At 62.4% G+C, this 22,851-nt stretch carries 23 protein-coding genes; 10 read left to right on the top strand and 13 right to left on the bottom strand.

The features are described 5' to 3' along the window. The first annotated feature begins 79 nt into the window (after window positions 1-79). A complete protein-coding gene (locus LCM24_RS00225) occupies window positions 80-1,480 on the top strand; it encodes a methyl-accepting chemotaxis protein (protein WP_224802255.1) in 1,401 nt (466 codons plus the stop codon). 76 nt (window positions 1,481-1,556) lie between these two features. Here the strand turns inward: LCM24_RS00225 and LCM24_RS00220 are convergent, their stop codons facing one another. After that, window positions 1,557-2,423 carry an AAA family ATPase gene (locus LCM24_RS00220; protein WP_090483039.1) on the bottom strand — a complete coding sequence of 289 codons (867 nt, stop codon included), beginning with the start codon at window positions 2,421-2,423 and terminating at the stop codon, window positions 1,557-1,559. A 99-nt stretch (window positions 2,424-2,522) separates the two neighbouring features. On the opposite strand from LCM24_RS00220, the gene LCM24_RS00215 reads away from it, so the two are divergent. Then, a complete protein-coding gene (locus tag LCM24_RS00215; RefSeq protein ID WP_224802254.1) occupies window positions 2,523-3,752 on the top strand; it encodes a bifunctional alpha/beta hydrolase/OsmC family protein in 1,230 nt (409 codons plus the stop codon). Here LCM24_RS00215 and LCM24_RS00210 read toward each other — a convergent pair. The 3 genes from LCM24_RS00210 to LCM24_RS00200 form a co-directional block, all read right to left on the bottom strand. Next, a complete protein-coding gene (locus LCM24_RS00210; RefSeq protein ID WP_224802253.1) occupies window positions 3,749-4,126 on the bottom strand; it encodes a hypothetical protein in 378 nt (125 codons plus the stop codon). The two genes, LCM24_RS00215 and LCM24_RS00210, sit on opposite strands and share 4 nt — an antisense overlap. After that, window positions 4,119-6,095, bottom strand: a complete 1,977-nt coding sequence (parE, locus tag LCM24_RS00205) for a DNA topoisomerase IV subunit B (RefSeq protein WP_224802252.1) — start codon at window positions 6,093-6,095, stop codon at window positions 4,119-4,121. The genes LCM24_RS00210 and parE overlap by 8 nt, the downstream gene beginning before the upstream one ends. Window positions 6,096-6,157: 62 nt before the next feature. Next, a complete protein-coding gene (locus LCM24_RS00200) occupies window positions 6,158-7,300 on the bottom strand; it encodes a penicillin-binding protein activator (RefSeq protein WP_224802251.1) in 1,143 nt (380 codons plus the stop codon). Between the two features lie 37 nt (window positions 7,301-7,337). Here LCM24_RS00200 and rsmI point away from each other — a divergent pair, with 37 nt between their 5' ends. The 3 genes from rsmI to gshB are packed head-to-tail and all read left to right on the top strand — an operon-like array spanning window position 7,338 to window position 9,520. Next, window positions 7,338-8,195 carry a 16S rRNA (cytidine(1402)-2'-O)-methyltransferase gene (rsmI, locus tag LCM24_RS00195; RefSeq protein WP_224802250.1) on the top strand — a complete coding sequence of 286 codons (858 nt, stop codon included), beginning with the start codon at window positions 7,338-7,340 and terminating at the stop codon, window positions 8,193-8,195. Next, complete coding sequence (locus LCM24_RS00190; protein ID WP_221565294.1) at window positions 8,192-8,542, top strand: YraN family protein; 351 nt, start codon at window positions 8,192-8,194, stop codon at window positions 8,540-8,542. The genes rsmI and LCM24_RS00190 overlap by 4 nt, the downstream gene beginning before the upstream one ends. A gap of 9 nt (window positions 8,543-8,551) precedes the next feature. Then, a complete protein-coding gene (gshB, locus tag LCM24_RS00185; RefSeq protein ID WP_224802249.1) occupies window positions 8,552-9,520 on the top strand; it encodes a glutathione synthase in 969 nt (322 codons plus the stop codon). Here the strand turns inward: gshB and LCM24_RS00180 are convergent, their stop codons facing one another. Together LCM24_RS00180 and hemW are read right to left on the bottom strand one after the other, a co-directional pair. Further along, a complete protein-coding gene (locus tag LCM24_RS00180) occupies window positions 9,521-10,417 on the bottom strand; it encodes a tyrosine recombinase XerC (RefSeq protein WP_224802248.1) in 897 nt (298 codons plus the stop codon). Next, window positions 10,414-11,568, bottom strand: coding sequence for a radical SAM family heme chaperone HemW (gene hemW, locus LCM24_RS00175; protein ID WP_224802247.1), 1,155 nt, complete (start codon window positions 11,566-11,568; stop codon window positions 10,414-10,416). The genes LCM24_RS00180 and hemW overlap by 4 nt, the downstream gene beginning before the upstream one ends. 47 nt (window positions 11,569-11,615) lie before the next feature. Here hemW and LCM24_RS00170 point away from each other — a divergent pair, with 47 nt between their 5' ends. After that, a complete protein-coding gene (locus LCM24_RS00170) occupies window positions 11,616-12,197 on the top strand; it encodes a CAP domain-containing protein (RefSeq protein WP_224802246.1) in 582 nt (193 codons plus the stop codon). On the opposite strand, the gene rdgB is transcribed toward LCM24_RS00170, so the two are convergent. Both rdgB and rph read right to left on the bottom strand, forming a co-directional pair. Continuing rightward, entirely contained in the window at window positions 12,194-12,820 is a 627-nt protein-coding gene (gene rdgB, locus LCM24_RS00165; RefSeq protein ID WP_224802245.1) for an RdgB/HAM1 family non-canonical purine NTP pyrophosphatase, read from the bottom strand. The genes LCM24_RS00170 and rdgB overlap by 4 nt on opposite strands. Next, window positions 12,817-13,533: a ribonuclease PH gene (rph, locus tag LCM24_RS00160; protein WP_090483049.1), complete on the bottom strand. Its 717-nt coding sequence runs from the start codon at window positions 13,531-13,533 to the stop codon at window positions 12,817-12,819. Before rph ends, rdgB begins: the two co-directional genes overlap by 4 nt. Before the next feature lie 84 nt (window positions 13,534-13,617). Here rph and hrcA point away from each other — a divergent pair, with 84 nt between their 5' ends. Genes hrcA through LCM24_RS00145 form a run of 3 tightly spaced genes read left to right on the top strand, consistent with a single transcriptional unit; the run spans window position 13,618 to window position 17,039 of the window. Further along, window positions 13,618-14,661 (top strand): heat-inducible transcriptional repressor HrcA, encoded by a 1,044-nt coding sequence (gene hrcA, locus LCM24_RS00155; protein ID WP_160594978.1) that lies wholly within the window; start codon window positions 13,618-13,620, stop codon window positions 14,659-14,661. A gap of 12 nt (window positions 14,662-14,673) precedes the next feature. Continuing rightward, on the top strand, window positions 14,674-15,273 hold the full coding sequence (gene grpE, locus LCM24_RS00150; RefSeq protein WP_224802244.1) for a nucleotide exchange factor GrpE: 600 nt from the start codon (window positions 14,674-14,676) through the stop codon (window positions 15,271-15,273). Window positions 15,274-15,293: 20 nt separating this feature from the next. Then, window positions 15,294-17,039: a DUF885 domain-containing protein gene (locus LCM24_RS00145; protein WP_224802243.1), complete on the top strand. Its 1,746-nt coding sequence runs from the start codon at window positions 15,294-15,296 to the stop codon at window positions 17,037-17,039. 6 nt (window positions 17,040-17,045) lie between these two features. Here LCM24_RS00145 and LCM24_RS00140 read toward each other — a convergent pair whose 3' ends face one another. The 5 genes from LCM24_RS00140 to LCM24_RS00120 form a co-directional block, all read right to left on the bottom strand. Beyond that, window positions 17,046-17,849, bottom strand: a complete 804-nt coding sequence (locus tag LCM24_RS00140) for a hypothetical protein (RefSeq protein ID WP_224802242.1) — start codon at window positions 17,847-17,849, stop codon at window positions 17,046-17,048. Window positions 17,850-17,953: 104 nt separating this feature from the next. After that, a complete protein-coding gene (locus LCM24_RS00135) occupies window positions 17,954-19,120 on the bottom strand; it encodes an indoleamine 2,3-dioxygenase (protein ID WP_224802241.1) in 1,167 nt (388 codons plus the stop codon). 106 nt (window positions 19,121-19,226) lie between these two features. Then, window positions 19,227-19,712, bottom strand: coding sequence for a GNAT family N-acetyltransferase (locus LCM24_RS00130; protein ID WP_224802240.1), 486 nt, complete (start codon window positions 19,710-19,712; stop codon window positions 19,227-19,229). After that, window positions 19,709-20,182, bottom strand: coding sequence for a vgr related protein (locus tag LCM24_RS00125; RefSeq protein ID WP_224803430.1), 474 nt, complete (start codon window positions 20,180-20,182; stop codon window positions 19,709-19,711). The genes LCM24_RS00130 and LCM24_RS00125 overlap by 4 nt, the downstream gene beginning before the upstream one ends. Before the next feature lie 62 nt (window positions 20,183-20,244). Beyond that, the gene (locus LCM24_RS00120; protein WP_224802239.1) at window positions 20,245-20,727 is read right to left on the bottom strand and encodes a copper chaperone PCu(A)C; all 483 of its coding nucleotides are present in this window, start codon (window positions 20,725-20,727) and stop codon (window positions 20,245-20,247) included. Between the two features lie 179 nt (window positions 20,728-20,906). On the opposite strand from LCM24_RS00120, the gene dnaK reads away from it, so the two are divergent. Then, window positions 20,907-22,832 (top strand): molecular chaperone DnaK, encoded by a 1,926-nt coding sequence (dnaK, locus tag LCM24_RS00115; protein ID WP_224802238.1) that lies wholly within the window; start codon window positions 20,907-20,909, stop codon window positions 22,830-22,832. Window positions 22,833-22,851 lie beyond the last annotated feature (19 nt).

Here is a 22,851-nt window from a genome sequence, read left to right as displayed (position 1 = left end):
TGGCGTTTTGCCTTAACCCGCTGATAACCACTTCCGTTTAGACCCCTCCCGCAGAACGGGGACAAAGGGATCGTATCTAATGGAACTTAGCGTTGTTGATGCTTCGAAAGCGGCGAGCATCGAGTCGATTCCGGAGGCGTGCGGCAAGGTCACGGTCGGGTGTTCCGATGTGGCCGGCATCGTGCAGGCGGTTATCGACAGCTCGGGCATCCTTCGCGCCGAGCACGCCGAACTCCAAGGCACGGTCAGCGAACTCGAAAAGGATCAGCGCAAGGTTGCAGAGGCATCCGACGAAGCGCGTCTCCTGTCCGCTCGCGCGATCGAGCGGCTGGGGCAGGGCACCACGCAGATCCAGTCGTCCCTGAGCCAGATCACCAACCTTCTCGACCTGGTCGAAACGCTGGCGACCCACGTCACCGGTTTCGCAGCGGCAATGGACCAGGTGAAGCGTTGCTCGCAGGACATCGAGCAGATCGCCGAGACCACCAATATCCTCGCCCTCAACGCGACCATCGAGGCCATGCGCGCTGGCGAAGCCGGTCGCACCTTCGCTGTGGTCGCCAATGAAGTGAAATCCCTCGCCGGCGAAACGCGCAAGGCGACGGATGAAATCTCCGACGTGATCGAGACCCTCGGCACCGAGGCCGCGACCGTGATCGAACGTATCGAAGCGGGCGCCAAGGCATCGAACGAGGCCAAGAGTTCGGTCGCGAGCATCGACGCGACGATCTCTGGCGTTTCTCAGCTGGTCGAGGAAGTCGACCAGCAGAACGACCAGATCGCGCGTGCAACCGGCATGATGACCGAACACGTAGACCGTGTTTCGGCCGTCATCGAAAGCTTCGACCGCGCCGCGAGCGAGAACGAAAACAAGTTGGCGACCGCACACGATCGTATGGAAGAGCTCGAACTGACCGCGAGCGATATGTTCGACAAGCTGGTGAAGGCGGGCCTCTCGCCGCAGGACAGCCAGCTGGTCGAGCGCGCCATCGATCACGCGAAGAACCTCGCCCGCATTGCCGAAGAGGCAATCGAGAAGGGCGAGCTCACGATGGAGCAGTTCTTCGATACGGATTACAGGGAAGTGCCCGGCACGAACCCTCAGCTCTTCCGCAACAAGCTCAGCGACTGGGCCGACCGCAACTGGCGCCCCGTGATCGATTCGGTGGTAGCGGAAGGCGGCCCGATCATGATGTGCTCGCCTGCCGACATGAACGGCTTCCTGCCCACGCATGTTTCCGACCGCTCGCGCAAGCCTACCGGCGACCTGACGCACGACACCAAATACTGCCGCAACGGCCGCATCATGCTCGAAGGCGTGGATGTCGCCGCCAAGAAGAGCACCGACCCTTACATGATGGCGGTCTATCGCCAGGAAGGCGACGGGAAGAACTATGTGGTCGTTCGCAACGTCTATGTGCCGCTGATTATCAACGGCCGACGCTGGGGCGACAGCGAACTGGCCTACTCGCTCGACTAAACGAGATTTCCCCAAGGAAAAGGGCGCGCTCCGATACGGAACGCGCCCTTTTCGCTGTTCGGTGTAGCCCCGTAAATTAGGGCTGGCGGCGCGCCATGAATGCGAGCCGTTCGAACATCATCACGTCCTGTTCGTTCTTCAGCAGCGCTCCGTGAAGCGGCGGGATCGCGCTGTTCGGATTGCTGTCCTGCAGCACGTCGAGCGGCATGTCCTCGTTGAGAAGAAGCTTCAGCCAGTCCAGCAGTTCGCTGGTGCTCGGCTTCTTCTTCAGGCCCGGCACTTCGCGCAATTCGTAGAAGATCTCCATCGCCTTGGAGACGAGGTTCTTCTGGATGCCCGGATAGTGCACCTCGATGATTTCGCGCATCGTGTCGCGATCGGGGAACTTGATGTAGTGGAAGAAACAGCGGCGCAGGAACGCGTCGGGCAGTTCCTTCTCGTTGTTCGAGGTGATGACGACGATCGGGCGTTCCTTGGCCTCGATCCGCTCATGAGTCTCGTAGACGTCGAAGCTCATGCGATCGAGTTCCTGCAGGAGATCGTTCGGAAACTCGATGTCGGCCTTGTCGATCTCGTCGATCAGCAGGACGGGAAGTTCGGGCGAGGTGAACGCTTCCCACAACTTGCCCTTCTTGATGTAGTTCGAGATGTCGTGGACGCGCTCGTCGCCGAGTTGGCCGTCGCGCAGGCGAGCGACTGCGTCATACTCGTAAAGGCCCTGCTGCGCCTTTGTCGTCGACTTGACGTTCCATTCGATCATCGGAGCGCCGAGCGCCTTGGAGATTTCGTGCGCCAGCACGGTCTTGCCGGTGCCGGGCTCGCCCTTGACGAGCAGCGGGCGGCGCAGCGTCACCGCAGCATTCACCGCGACCTTGAGGTCCTCGGTGGCGATATAGGAGCTGGTACCTTCGAAACGGGTCTGGTCGGTCGAATTATCGGACATGGGTTTTCCCTTGCAACTTGTGCGATGCGTTAGGGCTAGGGCACGCTTAGGGCAAGGGGGCGTTGTAACACTTGCATCCCCAAGGACGAAGGAGGGTTCATGCCGACCGAAAACCTGACGATTGCTACCGACGCCGGGCATGACCTGACCGGCTCGCTCGAAATGCCGACCGGGCTTGTGCGCGGTGCGGCGCTGTTTGCCCATTGCTTCACCTGCACGAAGCAGAGCCGGGCTGCGGTGGCGGTCGCACGTGCTTTGGCCCGCGAGGGCATCGCGACGCTGCGGTTCGATTTTACCGGCCTCGGCGGAAGCGGAGGTGAATTCGGCAGGGCCGGCTTCGCCGCGGACGTTGCCGATCTTGTCGCAGCCGGGAGCTATATGGTCGAGCGGTTCCAGCAACCGATCCTGCTGGTCGGGCATAGCCTGGGCGGCGCGGCCGTGCTTGCGGCAGCCGACGAAATCGGCGCCGAGCATGTTGCGGCCATCGCCACCATCGGGGCTCCTTCGGATGTGCCGCACGTGCTGCGCAATATCGACGGGGACATCGAGGCTATCAGGAGCAAGGGCGAAGGCGAGGTAAGGATCGGCGGCCAGGAGTTCTGCCTCGGCAGGGAATTCCTGGAGCGGGTCGAGAATATCGATCTGCTCGACGAGGTGAAGCGTCTCAGAAAGCCGCTCCTGTTCCTGCACTCGCCGATCGATACCATCGTCGGGGTGGAACACGCGAGCGCGCTTTTCCAGGCCGCCAAGCATCCCAAGAGCTTTATCAGCCTCGAGGGCGCCGATCACCTCCTGTTGCAGGAACAGGACGCCGATTTCGCGGCGCGGGTAATCGCTGGCTGGGCCCACCGATACCTGCCGCTGCGGGAGGACTGGCCGATGCCGGAAGAGGGCATTGTCGCCTGTACCGGGCACGGCAAGTTCGGCACCGAGGTCCACACGGTCGCACACCAGTTCATCGCCGACGAGCCCAAAAGCTATGGCGGTGATGACAGCGGGCCGACGCCCTATGACCTACTCAACGCTGCGCTCGGCACCTGCACGGCAATGACGATGAAGATGTATGCCGATCGCAAGAAGTGGCCACTGGAAGGCGTCAGCGTCCATGTCACGCATGAGCGCAAGCACGAGGAGGAATGCGACCATGTCGAAGCGATGGAGGAGGGTAAGCAGATGCAGGCCCTCAACCGCGTCATTTCGATCCGCGGGGACGCGCTGGACGATGACCAAAGGGCGCGCCTGCTCGAAATAGCCGACAAGTGTCCCGTGCATCGCACGCTCGAAGGCGAATTGCATGTGCACACTCGCATGGGCGAGGTGGCCGACTAGCCGAGCATCGAGAGGGCGGTGATCCCGAAGAAAAATGCGAGCATCACTCCGGTCGACCACTGCCAAGGCCTGGGCGCGCCGTGCATTCCGCGATCCCAGGTGAACTGCCAGATCATCCCGCTGGCGAGTAGGGCGACTGCTACGACGACCAGTCGCGGAAGTCCGATCCAGCCCCACAACAGCATGACGATAGCTGGCTGGCTTATGACCTGCAGTACGAGCGCACCTGCGAACCAAGCGATGGGGATCGGCCGGTAAGCGGCGTCCGATGCGTACCAGTACGGAAGTGCCGTATCGGTCCGGGCGATGCGGCGGTCACCCGCCATCACATCGCCTTCGTTCGCTTCTTCCGGATGATCCCTGTCGTCAGGCATCGATCATTTCGCGGTCGAATTCCCCGGCATTGTTCTGGATGAAATTGAAGCGATGCTCGGGATTGCGGCCCATGAGCTGGTCCACCAGTTCCTTGACCTTCGCGCGGTCCTCGAATTCCGGGGGCAGTGTGATCCGGATCAGCGAGCGCGTGTCCGGGTTCATGGTCGTTTCGCGCAGCTGCTGGGGGTTCATTTCGCCGAGGCCCTTGAAGCGGCCGACCTCGACCTTCTTGCCCTTGAAAACCGTCTCTTCCAGCTCCTTGCGATGCTCGTCGTCACGCGCATAGCGGCTCTCCTTGCCCGCCGTCAGACGATAGAGCGGTGGCTGGGCAAGGTAGAGGTGGCCGTTGCGCACCACGTCCGTCATTTCCTGGAAGAAAAACGTCATCAGGAGCGTGGCGATATGCGCGCCGTCGACATCGGCGTCGGTCATGATGATGATGCGGTCGTAGCGCAGGTTTTCCGCGTCGCAATCCTTGCGGGTGCCGCAGCCCATGGCCAGGCTGAGATCCGCGATCTCGCTGTTGGCGCGGATCTTGTCGGCAGTCGCGCTGGCGACGTTCAGGATCTTGCCGCGAATGGGAAGGATCGCCTGCGTCTTGCGATTACGGGCTTGCTTGGCGCTGCCGCCTGCCGAATCCCCTTCGACGATGAAAAGTTCGGTCTCGCCATCGCCTTCGCCGCTGCAATCGGTCAGCTTGCCGGGCAGGCGCAGCTTCTTCGCATTGGTAGCGGTCTTGCGCTTGATCTCGCGTTCCTGCTTGCGGCGCAGGCGTTCGTCCATCCGCTCCATGACCTGGCCGAGCAGCGCCTTGCCGCGGTCCATATTGTCGGAAAGGAAATGGTCGAAATGATCGCGGACCGCGTTCTCGACCAGGCGCACCGCCTCAGGTGAAGTGAGGCGATCCTTCGTCTGGCTCTGGAATTGCGGATCGCGGATGAAGACCGACAGCATGACTTCGGCACCGTTCATCACGTCGTCGGCAGTGATGTCCTTGGCCTTCTTCGTCCCGGTTAGCTCACCGAAAGCTCGTAGCCCCTTGGTCAGGGCCGCGCGCAGGCCCTGTTCATGCGTGCCGCCGTCGGGAGTGGGGACGGTGTTGCAGTACCAGCTGGTCGACCCGTCGGAGAATAGCGGCCACGCAATGGCCCATTCGACGCGGCCCTGCTCATCGGGGAAATCCTGATTGCCGGCGAAGGGCTGCGCGGTGACGCATTCGCGCCCGCCCAGCTGTTCTGCAAGATGATCTGCAAGTCCTCCCGGAAACTTGAATACGGCTTCTGCCGGAACATCGTCGCTCGCCAGAGCCTCGGCACATTTCCAGCGTATCTCAACCCCTGCGAAAAGATACGCCTTCGAACGTGCGAGCTTGAACAGCCGTTTCGGCTTGAAGGCGCGATCACCGAAAATTTCGGCATCCGGGGTGAAGGTAACGGTGGTGCCGCGCCGGTTCGGCGTCGCTCCAAGCTCCTGCAGCTTGCCGGTAGGATGCCCCTTGGAGAATTCCTGTGCGAAAAGCTGCTTGTCGCGGGCCACCTCGACGCGGGTGTAATCCGATAGCGCGTTGACCACCGAAACACCTACACCGTGCAGGCCGCCGCTGGTCGCATAAGCCTTGCCCGAGAACTTGCCGCCGGAGTGCAGGGTCGTGAGGATGACTTCCAGCGTGGATTTGCCGGGGTATTTCGGATGCTCTGCAACCGGGATGCCGCGACCGTTGTCGCTGATGGTGACCTTGTTGCCTTCTTCAAGCCGGATTTCGATCCTGCTGGCATGGCCCGCAACCGCTTCGTCCATCGCGTTGTCGAGCACTTCGGCCACGAGGTGGTGCAGGGCGCGATCGTCGGTCCCGCCGATATACATGCCCGGGCGACGGCGGACCGGTTCGAGGCCTTCGAGGACCTCGATGGAAGATGCGTCGTAATCGCCGCTCGATGTGGGCGTATTCTCGAAAAGATCGTCGGACATGGTCAGTGCTATATCGCGCGCGAATCCGCGCACACAAGCGCCACCTGAATGTTATCCGCCTGTCAGAAGCCGGACGGCGCCCTGGAGACGGTGATTATCCCGCCATTGCTGACCGAGCGCACCTCCAGCGCTCGCTCCACGACACCGTTGCGCTGGAAGCGAAATGGACCGTCCATCCCGTCGAACCCGCCCGCCTGGAACAGCACGTTGGTCGGGAAATCACGCCCGACTTCCCAATCGCGGGCAGCGCGCAGCGTCAGCAGGACTGCGTCATAGCCGAGGGTGGCCACCCGGTAGGGCTGACTGCCGAAGCGCGCCTCATAACTGGTGACGAAGCCGCCATAGCGACCGTCCGTCACAGCAGAGAACAGCGCGCCTTCCAGCGCCTCTACCCTCAGAAGCGCGCTTTCGCCGGCCCACCGCTCCGTCCCGAGGATACGCAGGGACGGGGACGCAATGGCTTGTGCCCCGCGGATCGAAGGAGTTCCTCCATCGGCGATCAGGACCGTGTCGAACCCGCCCATTGTCTTTAGCCTTCCGGCGGCGCTTACCACCGATGTATTCGTGCGGGTGTAGCGTTCGGTGCCAATCAATCGTCCGCCGTATGAAGAGAGAGCGGATTGCAGGGCCGCCTCCGCGCGCCTGCCATACTCGGATTCCGGGGAAAGGGCGGCGAATGTGTTCGCGCCCTGTTCGCGCGCATATTCGACGCTGCGGGCGATGGACTGCTCGGGGATGTGTCCCATGATGAAGACGCCCGGCCCGGCAACCGTGGTGTCGTTCGAGAAACTGATGATGGGCACATTTGCCGCTGCTGCGGTCGAGCGCACGGCTGCCACATTGCTGCCCAGCAGGGGGCCGAGGATGAGGCGGTTACCGTCGGCAAGCGCTTCGTTGGTCGCTGACTGGGCGCCGCGCGCTGTGTCGTAGGTCGTGATCCGGATGTTGTCCGCGTTGGTATCGAGGAGGGCCATCGTGGTAGCATTCGCGATGGACTGACCGACCGCACCATTATCTCCGGACATGGGAACCAGCAGCGCCACACGGTGCCGTTCCCCGTCCTGCGGCAGGCTCGTCGCACTGGGTTCCGGCGTCGGCGTTGGCGGAGCGGGCTCGGCCGTCTTGGGAATGATCGCGCATCCCGAAAGGGCTACGGCTCCGAAAGCTGCGATTGCACCGCGCCGGTTCATAAATGCCTGCTTCATCCTTGCCGCTTCCCTTTTTGCTGGTCATGGAAGGCATGTGAGCGAACCCGCATCCCCTGCGCCTGACGAAAGTCTTACACCCGGTCTCTATCTCGTTGCCACCCCAATCGGCAATCTGGGCGACATAACGATGCGCGCGGTCGATATCCTGCGCCGCTGCGACGGGGTCGCCTGCGAGGATACGCGCGTGACGGGCAAGCTGCTCAAGCATCTCGGGATTTCGAAGCCGATGTGGCGCTATGACGACCATAGCGAGCATCGGGACCGGTCGAGGCTTGTCGACTCCATGCAGACGAGAGCGGTCGCCCTGGTGAGCGATGCAGGAACACCGATGGTGAGCGATCCCGGCTATCGGCTGGTCAACGATTGCAGGGAGCAAGGCATAGCTGTCACCAGCCTTCCGGGTCCTTGCGCGGCCGTGGTCGGGCTGACCCTTTCCGGACTGCCGAACGACCGCTTCCTGTTCGCAGGGTTTCTGCCGTCGAAGGAAAAGGGACGCAGGGAAACCCTGGAAGAGTTGGTCGCGATCGACGCCACGCTGGTGTTCTACGAGACCGCACCGCGCCTGCTTAAAACGCTGGCCACGATTGAGGACGTTTTGCCCAAGAGGGAAATCGCCGTCGCGCGCGAATTGACCAAGCTGCACGAGGAATGCCGCCGCGGCTTCGCCTCCGGTCTCATGGCCTATTATGACGCCAATCCTCCGCGCGGCGAGATCGTGCTGCTTATCGGCCCGCCCGAGGCGGTGCAGGCGAACGAGGCGGATGCCGACGATATGTTGCGCGAGGCCCTGATGACGATGAAGCCTTCGCAGGCTGCCGGCCATGTGGCGAAAGCGACAGGTCTCGACCGCAAGGCGCTCTATACCCGTGCCATGGATCTCAAGGCCGGATGAAACGGCAAGTTGCCGAACGAAACGGCAGAGACGGCGAGGCGAGGGCGGCCTTCTGGCTGCGCGCGAAGGGCTGGCACATCCTCGACCAGCGGGTGAAGACCAAGGCTGGCGAAATCGATCTTGTCGCGAAACGCGGCAATATCGTCGCCTTCATCGAGGTGAAGTGGCGCAGCAAGCGCGCGGAACTCGATAATGCAATCGACGAGCGGCGGCTGGCGCGTGTCGCGGCGGCAACGGAATCGGTCGCCCATCGCTATGCAACCAATGGAGAGGACATCCGTGTGGACGTGATCCTGCTTGCACCCGGGGCATTCCCCCGCCACATCGCCAACGCCTGGCAACCTTAGGAGATCGCAATGGGCCTGCGTGTCGCCGTCCAGATGGACCCGCTCGAAAGCATCAATATCGCCGGCGACAGCAGCTTCGCGCTGATGCTCGCCGCACAGGCGAGGGGGCACGAGGTCTGGCATTACGACGTCACCTCGCTCGCTTATGAAAGCGACGGCACGCCTGCAGGGCGGATCACGGCCCATGCCGCGCCGGTCACCGTCAAGCGCGTGGAAGGCGATCATTTTTCCGCTGGCGAAAGGCGCAGGATCGACCTTGCCCAGGATATCGATGTCGTCCTGATGCGGCAGGATCCGCCGTTCCACCTCGGCTACATAAGCTCTGCGCTTCTGCTGGATCGCCTTAAAGGCACGACGCTCGTAATCAACGATCCCCGCGAAGTCGTGAATGCGCCGGAGAAGATGTTCGTCCTCGATTACGCGCGGTTCATGCCGCCGACGATGATCGCGAGGCATCTCGACGATTTGCGGGCCTTCCAGCAAAAGCACGGATCGGTCGTTATCAAGCCGCTCCACGGCAACGGAGGCAAGGCAATTTTCCGCCTCGACGAGACGGGTACGAACCTGTCCGCGCTGAGCGAGGTGTTCGACCTTACCTGGCCCGAGCCGCACATGATCCAGCCCTTCCTCCCCGAAGTGAGCGAAGGCGACAAGCGGATCGTCCTGGTCGACGGGGAGTTTGCAGGTGCAATCAATCGCTTCCCGGGCGAAGGTGAGTTTCGTTCGAACCTTGCCCAGGGCGGCCATGCCGAAGCCGCTGGTCTCTCCGAAAGGGAAGAGGAAATCTGCGCGGCGATGGGCCCCGAGCTCAAAAAGAGGGGGCTGGTATTCGTCGGCATCGATGTGATCGGCGGCAAGTACCTGACCGAGATCAACGTGACCTCGCCCACCGGCATCGTCGCGATCGACAAGTTCAACGGGACCGATACACCCGCGCTGATCTGGGACGCGATCGAGCGACGTCACGCCGCTATGTGATCAATCGCGGTCACGTGGATGGGCGTTGCGATAGGTGTCGAGCAGACTGGCGGCATCGACCTTCGTATAGATTTGCGTGGAGCCGAGGCTGGCATGGCCGAGCAGTTCCTGCAGGCTGCGCAGATCGGCACCCGCTCCGAGCAGGTGGGTCGCAAAGCTGTGCCTCAGCGCGTGCGGTGTCGCGGTGTCCGGCAGCCCAAGCGCCTTGCGGGCGCGTGCTGTCGCTTTCTGGACAACGCCTTGCGAAAGCGCGCCGCCTTTTACCCCACGGAACAGGGGATCGCGCGGTCCAAGCGGCCAGGGATTGAGCGTGCAATATTCGGCGATTGCATCGCGGACCAGCGGCAGGATGGGCACGGTCCTTTGCTTGCCGCCTTTGCCCGTAACGGTGAGTGTTTCGCCAAGGGGGACGTCCGAACCCGTCAGCGACAAGGCTTCGGCAATTCGCAGGCCCGCACCGTAGAGCAGAAGCAGGACCGCCCGATCGCGCGCGCCGACCCAATCCTCCATCGCCATCGCGTCGACCGTTTCAGCTAATCCCATCGCATCATCGGGCGACACGGGCCGTGGGAGGCCCTTCTTGATACGCGGTCCCCTCAGGCGCGGAGCCTGTGTGACGTCGTGACCCGCCTGCGCCTTGGCAAAGGACACGAAGCTCTTGAGCGCGGATAGTTCGCGTGCGGTCGAAGCGTTGGACAGGCCATCGCTGCGGCGTGACGCCAGATGGCTACGCAACTCGGCTGCGGTCAGAGCCGCAACCTGTTCGAATGTCTCGAACTCGCCGCGCGCCATGAGCCGCTCTGCAGCCTTCGAATAGGCACGCACCGTGTGATCGGAGCGCCGCTGCGCCAGCGAGAGGTGGTCGTGCCAGGCTTGAAGGCAATCCGCCTTGGTCATCCCGCGACCAGGTCCTCTGACACAAGTTCACCGAGCAGGGCGTCCAGCAAGGGCATGCCTGCCTCGGTGACGCCAATCCTGTCCGCCTTCTTCCAGACCAGGCCGAGGTCGCGATAGAGGCGCAGCTTGGCGTCATCGAGCATGGTGACGGAGGTGACGTCGAAACGGCGGGTGAGGGCAGTCCTGTCGATCCCTTCCGCGAGGCGCAGTCCCATCAGCAGCGCTTCCGAAGCCTGTTCGTGCTTTGTGAGCGTGCGGTTCTCAGAGATGCCCGAGCCCTGGCGTTCTACCGCGGCAAGGTAGTTTTCGGGCTTCTTGTGTCGCAACGTCGCAATGCCGTCACGGCGCCCGTGTGCGCCTGGGCCGATCCCGAGATAGTCCTCGTATCGCCAGTAGGTCAGATTATGCCGGCTTTCCTGACCAGGCCGCGCATGATTGCTGATCTCATAGGCTGGCAGTCCGGCAGCGGCGGTCATTTCCCGCGTCATTGCGAAAAGGTCGGCTGCCGGGTCATTGTCGAGCGGCGTGAATACGCCGCGCCGGACATCGGTTGCAAAACGCGTCGTCGGTTCGATCGTCAGCTGGTAAAGCGACAGGTGATCGGTGCCGAGTGCCAACGCCTCGCCCAATTCCTGCCGCCAGTCGGCCTCCGTCTGGTCGGGGCGGGCGTAGATCAGGTCGATCGACACGCGGCCAAAATGGCTTTGCGCGGTCGCGAGGGCGCGGATAGCTTCCCCGGTGCCATGCAGCCTGCCCAAAAACCGGAGCGTTTCGTCCCGTAAAGACTGAACGCCAAGCGAGACACGGTTCACCCCGGCGCTCGCTAGCGCCGCGAAATTGGCGGCTTCGACCGAGGATGGATTGCCTTCCAGGGTGATCTCGATGCCATCCTCGAAGCCCCAGATTTCCTCTGCTTCATGCAGGAGTTTTTCAACGAGGGTAGGTGGCATCAATGACGGAGTTCCTCCGCCAAAAAAGATACTTGCGAGCTTTTCCTGAGATTTGTTCTGGCCTGCTTCGGCACGCATGTCGCTCAGCAAGGCGCGTTCCCAGACTTCCATATCCGTCCGCTCGCGGACGTGGCTGTTGAAGTCGCAATAGGGACATTTTGCGAGGCAGAAGGGCCAGTGAATGTAGAGGGCTTTGGCCAAGGGGCGCTTTCATTGAAAATTAAGCCAGCTCCAGTCTAACCGGAGGTATGGAAGGCATGAAACTCTACGCGACCGCTATCGCCGCATTGGGACTGCTATGTGCCACGGGTGTCGGTGTCGCTGCAAGCGCTGGCGGCGCTGCTGCCTCGTCAGCCACGGTGCGAGAGCATCGGGCGCAGGATGCCTCGACTGATCGCCATGCTGGGCGCATTCTCCACCTCCACAATCGGGAGCGCGCGCAATTGGGCCTTCCGATGCTGCAGTGGAGCCCGCAGCTCGCGCGTGAAGCCAGGGAATGGGGTCACACGCTCGCCCGCAAGGGACGTCTCGAGCACGCCGATGCATCTACGCGCAGCGGAACCGGCGAGAACCTCTGGATGGGGACCGCCAATGCGTGGCCGGTCGATACCATGGTCGGCATGTTCATCGACGAAAAGCGGCATTACCGTCATGGGCGCTTTCCGGAGATTTCCCGGACGGGCCAATGGGCGGACGTGGCGCATTACACGCAGGTAATCTGGCGCGATACTCAGGAAGTCGGCTGCGCGGTGGTCACGGACCGGGGCTGGGACGTCCTGGTCTGTCGGTATTACCCGGCGGGTAATGTCTGGGGCCGCACGGCCTATTAGGCGAACTGCTCCGCCACCAGTTTCGCAAACGCATCGGCACGGTGGCTGATGGCGTGCTTTTCCTCCGGCGCTATTTCCGCAAACGTCAGGTCGCGGCCCTTGGGGACGAATACCGGATCATAGCCGAAACCCATCTCTCCTCGCGGCGGCCATGTCAGCGTGCCGGGAGCCTTTCCCTCGTAGACCGCCTGCTCACCGTCGGGCCAGGCAAGTGCCAGGACGCAGTGGAAGGCGCAGGAGCGGTCGACGTCCGCCCCCTTTTCCTGGAGCATGCCTTCGACCTTGCCCATCGCCATGTACCAGTCGCGGCCGGGTTCGCCTTCGAAATGCTGGCGCTCGGCCCAGTCCGCCGTGTAGACGCCGGGGCGTCCGCCGAGCGCATCGACCGAGAGTCCGCTGTCGTCAGCGAGGGCGGGCAGGCCCGATGCTTCCGCAGCGGCGCGTGCCTTTAGCAGCGCGTTCTGCACGAAGGTTGTGCCTGTCTCGGGCGGTTCGGGCAGGCCCAGCGATCCCGCAGAGATGCACTTCACGCCGTAAGGCGCGAGCAAAGCCGAGATTTCCTTGAGCTTGCCGGCATTATGCGTCGCGATCACGAGGCTGCCCGAACCGAGCCGACGGGTCATTTGCGGGTTGCCTCGTCCTGTGCCTTGAACACTTGTGCACAGCCCATCTGTGCAAGTCGGAGCAAGCGAAGGAAGGCTTCCTCGTCATATGGCGCGCCTTCCGCCGTAGCCTGTGCCTCGGCGATCTTGCCGCCTTCGATCAGGACGAAGTTGGCATCGGCATCCGCATTGCTGTCCTCGGGGTAATCGAGGTCGAGCACAGGCGTGCCCTTGTAGACACCGCAGGAAATGGCAGCGACCTTGGCGGTGATCGGATCTTCCACGATGTCGCCCGATTTCATCAGGCCATCGACGGCCAGTCGCAGCGCGACCCACGCGCCCGAAATCGAAGCGGTACGCGTCCCGCCATCGGCCTGGATGACATCGCAATCGAGAGTGATCTGGCGCTCGCCAAGCTTCTTCATATCTACGACTGCACGTAAGCTACGCCCGATAAGTCGCTGGATTTCCTGCGTTCGTCCGCTCTGCTTGCCCTTGGCCGCTTCGCGCTGACCGCGCGTGTGCGTGGCGCGCGGCAGCATGGAGTATTCGCCGGTGACCCAGCCTTCTCCCTTGCCGCGAAGCCACGGCGGAATCCGTTCTTCGACCGATGCGGTGCACAGAACCCGCGTCTCGCCGAAGCTGATCAGGCAGCTGCCTTCTGCATGCTTGGTGTAACCGGTCTCGATAGTGATGGCGCGCATTTCGTCGGGCGCGCGTCCTGAAGGTCGCATTCCGTTCTCCAATTCAGTCGAATCTCGGTGGAGGCTTTGGCGGATGGGCCTTGAGGCCGCAAGTGGAGTGGTTAGATAGAAGGCATGAACGGCCCTCCGCTTTCCGATCTGTCCGACCGCGCGCGGGAGATATTCCGCCTCGTGGTGGAAGGTTATCTCGATACCGGCACTCCTGTCGGTTCGAAGGCGCTGGCGGGCGAGGGCGGTGTCGGCCTTTCGCCAGCGTCCATCCGCTCTGTCCTCGCAGAACTGGAACAACGCGGCCTGCTCGCCGCCCCTCACACCAGTGCGGGCCGGATGCCGACGGAAAGCGGCCTGCGCCTCTTCGTCGATGCGATGATGCAGGTTGCCGAACCGACTGCTCAGGAGCGGGCGGCCATCGAGAAGCGCCTGGCCGAACCCGGCCCGATCGAGCGCGCCCTGGAAGAGACAAGCGCGCTCCTGTCGGACCTGTCCGGCGCCGCGGGCATGGTCATGGTGCCCCGAAGGGAGCCACGCCTATCGCAGGTGTCGCTCACCGCGCTCGACGCGAACCGCGTTCTGGCAGTACTCGTCGGAGAGGACGGCCATGTCGAAAATCGGATACTTTCCGTGCCTACTGCCGTGCTTGGCGTGTCGCTGGAACAGGCAAGCAATTACCTAACGGCGCGCTCGTCCGGGCGGACACTCGCCGAGGCGGCCGCTGTAGTCGAACAGGAGATTTCCGGCGGACGCAGCGCGCTGGATGAGGCCAGTCGCGATCTGGTGTCGCGCGGCATCGCGACATGGACTACCGACACTGCCGAGCGCCCGGTCCTGATCGTGCGCGGCCAGGCCAATCTGCTGGACGAGAGCGCGCTTAGCGACATCGAACGCGTGCGCTCCTTACTGGACGATCTCGAAAACAAGCAATCGGTGGCAACGCTTCTCGAAAACGCCCGCGATGCCGACGCCATGCGAATTTTCATCGGTAGCGAGAACCGGCTGTTCTCGCTGTCCGGATCATCGGTCATCGCCTCGCCCTACCGCGATCGCGAGGGAAAGGTGGTCGGGGTGCTGGGGGTCATCGGGCCAACTCGGTTGAATTACGCCCGTGTCGTCCCCATGGTTGATTTCACGGCCCGTTCCTTGGGCAAAAGATTAGGCTGACAGGGTTTACAAGTGAGCAACGAGAACACGAACGAACCGCAGGACAAGGCGGTCGACGAAGAAGTAGCGCGCGAGATGGAAGGCGTGCCGGAACACCTGCGTGACAAGGGCGGCGAAGAAGACGCTGCCGACGAAGCCCTCGATGAAGCGCTCGCCAGCCTGCGCGGCGATCTGGAAGCGGCCAAGCAGGACGCGCTTTATGCCCGCGCGGAAACGCAGAATGTGCGCCGCCGGATGGAAAAGGATGTCCAGGACGCCCGCAATTACGCGGCGACCGGGTTTGCCCGCGATATCCTGAGCGTGGCAGACAACCTTGCTCGGGCGCTCGATGCCATTCCTGCGGAGCAGCGCGAGGACGAGAAGCTCAAGGGCTTCATCGCCGGTATCGAAGCCACCCAGCGCGAGCTTGAGAAGGTGTTCAACCAGAACGGCATCACGCGCATCGCCGCCAAGGGCATGCCGCTCGATCCGAACCAGCACCAGGCCATGATGGAAATCCCGACCGACGAGGTTGATGCCGGAACCATCGTGCAGGAAATGCAGGCTGGCTACATGATCAAGGATCGTCTGCTGCGTCCCGCAATGGTCGGCGTCGCGAAGAAACCAGACTGATATTTGGAAGTGGATCTGTGATGAGAACTGCAATGCTTGGAGCGGCGGTTCTCATCGCTGCCATTTCGCCGGCCTCGGCTCAGGATAGCGCGGACGAGCGTCTGGCGGCGTTGACTGACGCATTTTACGATTACCAGCTCGACACGTACGAACTCCTCGAAACAGAGAGCGGCCGGACCCGGCAGGGGAACCGCCTGCCGGCGGTTACACCTGTCGCACAACGTGACCGCGCTACTCGATATGCCGAATTGCTGCAGCAGCTGCAGGCGCTTGAAAGCCAGCGTCTAGGCAACGAGGCACGGACCAACGCGCTGGTCCTTAGGACCCTGCTTGAAGCGGAGATCGGGGATGCCCGGTTCGCCGAATGGGAAATGCCCCTCAACAGCGATTCCAACTTCTGGTCGTACCTCGCCGGAAGCACTCCTTTCACCTCGGTGGAAGAATACGAAAACTATATCGGTCGGATGAGGGATCTGCCGCGATATTTCGCGGAGCACACCGCCAATGCGCGCGCCGGACTGGATCGCGGTTTCAGCGTTCCCGCAATCACTCTGGAAGGCCGCGACGCGTCTATCGAGGCATTCGTGGTGGAGGAACCGGAAACAAGCCCGTTCTGGAAACCGTTCGAGGCGATGCCTGCCTTGATCCCCGAAGCCGAGCAGGAGCGGCTTCGCGCGGAGGGGCGGGAGGCAATCGGCGACCAGGTCACTCCGGCTTATGCGGCGCTGTTGCAGTTCTTCCGTGATGAATATCTGACGCGCGCCAGATCGACGATCGGCGCCAGCGAGTTCCCCGAGGGACGTGCCTATTACGCGCAGCAGATCCGCCAGTACACCACTCTCGATCTGACCGCTGAGCAAATCCATGCCATCGGCCTTGAGGAGGTTGCCCGGATCAAGGCGGAAATGGAGCAGGTCAAGGATGAGGCCGGCTTCGACGGCACACTTGAACAATTCATCACCTTCCTGAGGACCGATCCGCAATTCGTCGCTGATACCCCAGACGAGCTGATGGGGGTTGCCGCCTACACCGCAAAGCGCGTCGATGACCGGCTGAGCGATTATTTCGGCTTCCTGCCGCGGTATCGCCATGGGATCCGGCCGGTCGATCCGGCCATTGCCCCTTTCTACACAGCCGGACGAGGCGGGCTGGAATATTGCCAGATCAACACGCACGACCTGCCTTCGCGGCCCGTCTACAATATCCCCGCACTCACGATGCACGAATGCGCCCCGGGCCACAGCTTCCAGGCGGCAATTGCGCTGGAGCGCGACGATGCGCCGCGCTTCCGGCGCCAGACATATTTCTCGGGCTTCGGCGAGGGGTGGGGTCTCTACACCGAGTATCTCGGCGAAGAGATGGGCATCTACCGCACGCCTTACGAGCGGTTCGGCAAGCTCAGCTACGAGATGTGGCGCGCTGCGCGGCTAGTGATCGATACCGGCATCCACCACTACGGTTGGACCCGCGATCAGGCGATCGACTATCTCGCCAGTCACACCGCGCTTTCCGATCGTGAGGTCGAGACCGAGATCGATCGTTACATCAGCTGGCCGGGTCAGGCGCTGGCGTACAAGCTGGGTGAAATGACGATACGCAGGGTCCGAGCAAAGGCCGAGGAAGCGCTTGGAGACCGCTTCGATATTCGCAAGTTTCACGATGTCGTGCTGTCGCTGGGTTCCGTCCCGCTTCCGGCCCTCGAAGCCCGGATCGATGCGTTCATTGCCGACGGGGGTCAGGGGCTGGAAGGCGTCACTTACGATTGAGGTGCATCAGCGGCACAGCGAAACGTCGTTGAGATAGGACTGCAGTGCTTGTCGCCGGTCATCCGCCCATAGGCCCACCATCCGGTCGTCCGGGCGCGGGCTGGTGGAAAATTCCACTGCCCTTGCAAGGAACGTGCGTCCGTCAGCAGGACAGAAATCCTGCGCTCTCGAGAGCATCAGGAAATCGGTGACGGATTGGTAGCGGGCCTGGACTTCGCGTTCCTCGCGCCGGCGTTCTTGCAGTCTTTCCTGCATCCGCTCGTCGGTCGCCTCGCTGCGGCGTGCCCGGTCACGAAGATCGTCGACCCGCGACACCTCTGCACGGAAAGTGTCCGAGTTGCGCGGGTAAAAGCGTGCGAGGGGAGGGTTCGGTTCGCTCGGTGTTTCGCTGTAATAGCGCTCCACTCGCTTGGCATCGGTATCGCCGTCTAGGCCAGCCCCGATTGCCGCTGCCCCGATGGCGGCTGCACTCTCGGCCAGGGAGGGGTCGCCTTTCGGGCGATCCACCGCTTCGGTGACAGGCTCCACGAGCAGCAGGTTGACGAGCATCGCCGCATCGAAACGGTCCTGGACCAGCTCGTTCATCATGCATGGATAATAGAGGCGATCCGCTTCGATCCAGGCAATCATGCGCTGGTCGGAAGTGCATCCGAATGAGGTGATCTCAATCTCTGGGGAGGCTTCTCTCGCTTCGTCCAGCGCCTGCGAAACGAGTTCAGCACCTGCTGAAGCGTCGTCGGCAAGCGCCGGCCCGGCTGTTAGGGAAAGCAGGGCCCCTGCCGCCACCAGAACCGAGCCGGACCAATTCATTTCCATCTCCCACCTTGCGTGCGGCACACCATGAGCGTGCGACCTTGCATCATGCTGAACGGCCCGGCGAGGAATTGCCATCCCCGCCGGGCCGCAAAGCAGCTTCAGCCGACCAGTTGGGCGCGGTTCTCGTCGCGGTGCTTCTTGAGGTACTTCATGAAGGGCGTTCCTCCCGTACCCACATCGGGATCGTTACCGGCAATGCTGCCCGCCTGCTTGTTGATGTAGCTCGCCGCATATTCGAGGTGGCGGGTGCGAAAGCGGGCGGATTGCTCGAGGCAGGCGTTGAAGGCCGCCTTGAGTTCGGCATTGTCGCTTGCGGACACGAAGTCCCGCAGTGTCGACTGCGCCGCCAGATCCTCGATGAAGCGGCGGTGTTCGACCGGGCGGTAATGATGCAGCTCGTCGAGGAAGCTCTTGAGCGGGTCATCGCTGTGGCCGACCTGGAAGAGCGCATCCATCGCCGGAACGATAGAGGACTGCGATCCGGTCTGGCCGCGAAGGGCCTGCGGTTTACCCTCGAAACGCTCGATCCCTTCATAGACCAAGCCGCCGTCCTTCAAGGCAGGATTGTTCGCCCAGCCGTGGATATAGGGCCGTACGCGGTGGAAATAGATGTAGGGATCGCATTGCTCGGGCATGCGCGCGAAATGGCCGTAAATCCGCTCCCAGGCATCGTCCATCTCCCTGAGCAGGCGGGTGGCTTCTTCCTCGTCGCCTTCCTTGGCGACGGTCACTAGCCGCGCCGCATTGTCGAGCAGGACGCCTGCTTCCGCTTCGATCGCCACATGGACGAGGACGAACCAGTTCTCGTCGGCGCCGCACAGGAAGTTCTGGTGCATGGCGATGTTGTCGAGCGTGATCGGTCCGGATTTGTCGAGCCGGTACCAATTGTCGAGCACATAGCCGGAATAGGGGAGGAGCGGCGCCTGGCCGAGGCGTTCGGACAAAGCGCACATCGGGCGGGCGAGATTGGCGGGCAGGTGCGTGGGTGGCTCCGCTTCGCCCCAGACATAGGCCTGAACCAGGAAGGAATAGTGCACCATGGCGGTGCGGACCTCTTCCTCCGGAGCGCTCTTCACCCATTCGGAAATATCGGGATCGGGCAGGGCGTCGAGGAAATGTCGAACGCGTCCCGAGGTGAGCAATGCCGACAATATGCCGGCCGCTTTCAGGGTTGCGTCGAATTGTGGGGGAAGCGTGATCTCGTCGATCTCGTAATGCGAAAGGTAGCCGCGCTCGCGGCTCATACCGTAGTCTTTAAGCTCCATTGTGATGACTCATCGCCGAGCGCGGGTTGGGCCGCTCGGTCAATGCGTGCATTCGTATCCATTGAAACCGGTTTGCTCAAGCAGGGGTGTGGATAGTCCCACCCGCTCAGAGATCGCGAACCATCTGCAGATTGCAACGCGCGTACGGGGTGTGGCGCAGTTCGTGCGTTTCGAGCGCGCGAAACCCTTTGCGGCGGTATAGGCGGGTAGCCGCGTCGAGGCGGGAATTGGTCTCCAGCCAGAGAGCGTTCGCGCCGCGCCCTCTGGCTATCTCGATGAGACGATCGAGGATGGCGGACCCAAGCCCGGATCCCTGCGCCGAGGGGTCAGTCGCCATTTTGACGACCTCCAGCCACTTTCGCCCGTCGGATGCTGCTTCATGCGGCACGGCAAGCGCCCCGCAACCGACCACACGGCCGTCCACTTCGGCAAGAACGATGGCTCCGCCGGGGTCGAGTAGCGAGGTGACCGGATTTTCAAGCTGGCGCCGGTCGCTCTCCTCGACGCCGAAATACTCTTCAATCCAGCGCAGATTGAGCGCCGCGAAGGCAGCTTCGTCGCCCGCCCTGAAGTCGCGGATCAGGAAGGTCATGCCGCAGCACCCGGGAAGTTTACCAGCAGGTCATAGGCTGACTTGTCGCTGACACCCGCGATCTTCATGCCGTTACGCAGCCAGAAGGCGTGTTTGACGATCTCTGCCTGCTGTTCGATCCCGTATCGTTCAAGCGGCCATCCCGGCTTCAGCGAATAGTCGTATCGCGCCCACGGCATGCGCCTGGTCACCAGATACCATTCACCGCGGGTCTGGGTCTGCCAGACGTGGACCATCTCGTGAATGAAGAGGCCCTGCCGCCTGAGGCTGGCGGTCGAAAAATCGTCGCAATAATTCTCCGAAGCCGGGTGGAAATGGACATGGCCCCTGGGCGCCATCGTCACGCGGCGGGGCTGGAAAGGAAACCACTTGCGCCGCCGGATCGTGACGCGCGCATAGTCGATTGCCGTCCCGAAAACACTTTTCGCAAGCGTTATTTCCCCATCGGTAAGGGGCCGCTGGCCGCCGATCTCGCAGGTCGCGGGAACGGCGGCATCGTGGCTTTCGATTTCAAGCGTATCGCGAGGGTCGCTCAGCGATCTTCCCCGGCTGCCTGGATCGGAACCGTGAAAGTGGCCGATTTGCCGCCTGCAACGGTGAGGGTCATTGCGGTTTCGCTACCGGCGACAAGATCGGGCGAAAGGTCGAAGACCATGACGTGAAGGCCGCCCGGCTCGAATTTCAGGGTGGCACCGGCTTGCACCGCCTGCGGGCCGGTCTCGCTCATTTCCATCTTGCCGTCCCATTCCATCGTGCCGTGGACTTCAGTCTTGCCCGCACCGTCGACCTCGGCCTTACGCACGGCCACGCCGCGATCGCCATTGTTGGTGAGATCGAAATAGATTGCGGCCGGATTTCCGGCGACCGCCGGCAGGACCATGCGTGCGTTTGCGATCTCCAGACCGGCCGCGTCGCTCGTAGCCGAGGACCGCGCTTCTTCTTCCGCGCCTCCGCAAGCGGCGAGGGCAAGGCTGGAGCCCGCGAGAAGTGCGGCGGCGAAAACGGGTTTGATCATCGTGGAAATTCCCTCCTGTTGATGCCGCAAAAAACTAGCGGGGGACCTCCCTTGTGCCAAGAAAAACCGCACCTATATCGCTCGGGTAACACACCACTCGAATGAGCCGCCGACCGGTTCTGCCTCTCGTGGGGGACCAGACGCGCGGTGTCCAACAATGTGAAACTTATGGGGAAACCATGGCTAAAGTAATCGGTATCGACCTCGGCACCACCAACAGCTGCGTCGCCGTGATGGACGGCGGCAAGCCGAAGGTCATCGAAAATTCCGAAGGCGCGCGTACCACGCCTTCCATCGTCGCCTTCACCAAGGACGGTGAACGCCTCATCGGTCAGCCGGCCAAGCGCCAGGCAGTGACCAATCCGGACAACACGGTTTTCGCGGTGAAGCGCCTCATCGGCCGCCGTTTCGATGACCCGGTGACCAAGAAGGACACCGAGCTGGTCCCCTATGACATCGTCAAGGGCAAGAACGGCGACGCGTGGGTCAAGGCCGGCGGCGAAGAATATTCGCCCAGCCAGATTTCCGCTTTCATCCTGCAGAAGATGAAGGAAACCGCCGAGAGCTATCTTGGCGAGACAGTCGAACAGGCCGTCATCACCGTTCCCGCGTACTTCAACGACGCGCAGCGCCAGGCAACCAAGGATGCCGGCCAGATCGCGGGTCTCGAAGTGCTGCGCATCATCAACGAGCCGACTGCCGCCGCGCTCGCCTACGGTCTCGACAAGGAAGACGGCAAGACCATCGCAGTCTACGACCTTGGCGGCGGTACCTTCGACGTTTCCATCCTGGAAATCGGCGACGGCGTCTTCGAAGTGAAGTCGACCAACGGCGACACCTTCCTGGGCGGTGAAGATTTCGACAGTGCAATTGTCGAATGGCTGGCCGACCAGTTCAAGAAGAGGGAAAACATGGACCTGCGGACCGACAAGCTCGCTCTGCAGCGCCTCAAGGAAGCGGCGGAAAAGGCCAAAATCGAGCTGAGCTCGGCCCAGACCACCGAAGTGAACCTGCCGTTCATCACGGCGCGCATGGAAGGTGGTTCGTCCACCCCGCTGCACCTTGTCGAAACGATCAGCCGTTCGGACCTCGAAAAGATGGTCGGCGACCTCATCCAGCGCACGCTCGAGCCGTGTAAGAAGGCACTGGCTGATGCCGGCGTTTCCAAGGACGAGATCGACGAAGTCATCATGGTCGGCGGTATGACCCGCATGCCCAAGGTGCGCGAAGTGGTCGAAGGCTTCTTCGGTTCCAAGCCGCACACCGGCGTGAACCCCGATGAAGTCGTGGCCATGGGTGCGGCCATCCAGGCGGGCGTCCTCCAGGGCGACGTGAAGGACGTGCTGCTGCTCGACGTGACCCCGCTTTCGCTGGGTATCGAAACGCTCGGCGGCGTGTTCACCCGCATGATCGATCGCAACACGACGATCCCGACCAAGAAGACGCAGACCTACTCGACCGCTGAAGACAACCAGCAGGCCGTGACGATCCGCGTGTTCCAGGGCGAACGTGAGATGGCTGCCGACAACAAGTTGCTCGGCCAGTTCGACCTCGTCGGCATTCCCGCTGCACCGCGCGGCGTGCCGCAGATCGAGGTTACCTTCGACATCGACGCCAATGGCATCGTGAATGTCAGTGCGAAGGACAAGGGCACGGGCAAGGAACAGCAGATCCGGATCCAGGCATCCGGCGGTCTGACCGACGCCGATATCGAGCAGATGGTCCAGGACGCGGAAAAGTTCGCGGACGAAGACAAGAAGCGCAAGGAAGGTGCCGAGGCCCGCAACCAGGCCGACAGCCTCGTCCACGCCACCGAAAAGCAGCTCGAAGAGCATGGCGACAAGATCGACGCTTCGCTGAAGACCGAAGTCGAAGAGAAGGTCGCGGCGCTCAAGACCGCTCTCGAAGGTGACGATGCAGCAGACATCAACGCCAAGGCTCAGGATCTGTCGCAGAGCGCGATGAAGATGGGTCAGTCGATCTACGAGCAGGAGCAGGCCAAGGCTTCGGCCGATGCTCCGAGCGAAGACGGCGGCGATGCAGGCAATGACGAGGAAGTCGTCGATGCCGAATTCTCCGAAGTCGACGAAGACGCGAAGAACTAAGGCTCCTGATGAAAACCCC

It is taken from the genome of Qipengyuania aquimaris, assembly GCF_020171965.1.
GTDB lineage: Bacteria > Pseudomonadota > Alphaproteobacteria > Sphingomonadales > Sphingomonadaceae > Qipengyuania > Qipengyuania aquimaris_A.
Note: the sequence above shows the minus strand (reverse complement) of the source record. Positions and strands in the feature narration are given on the sequence as shown.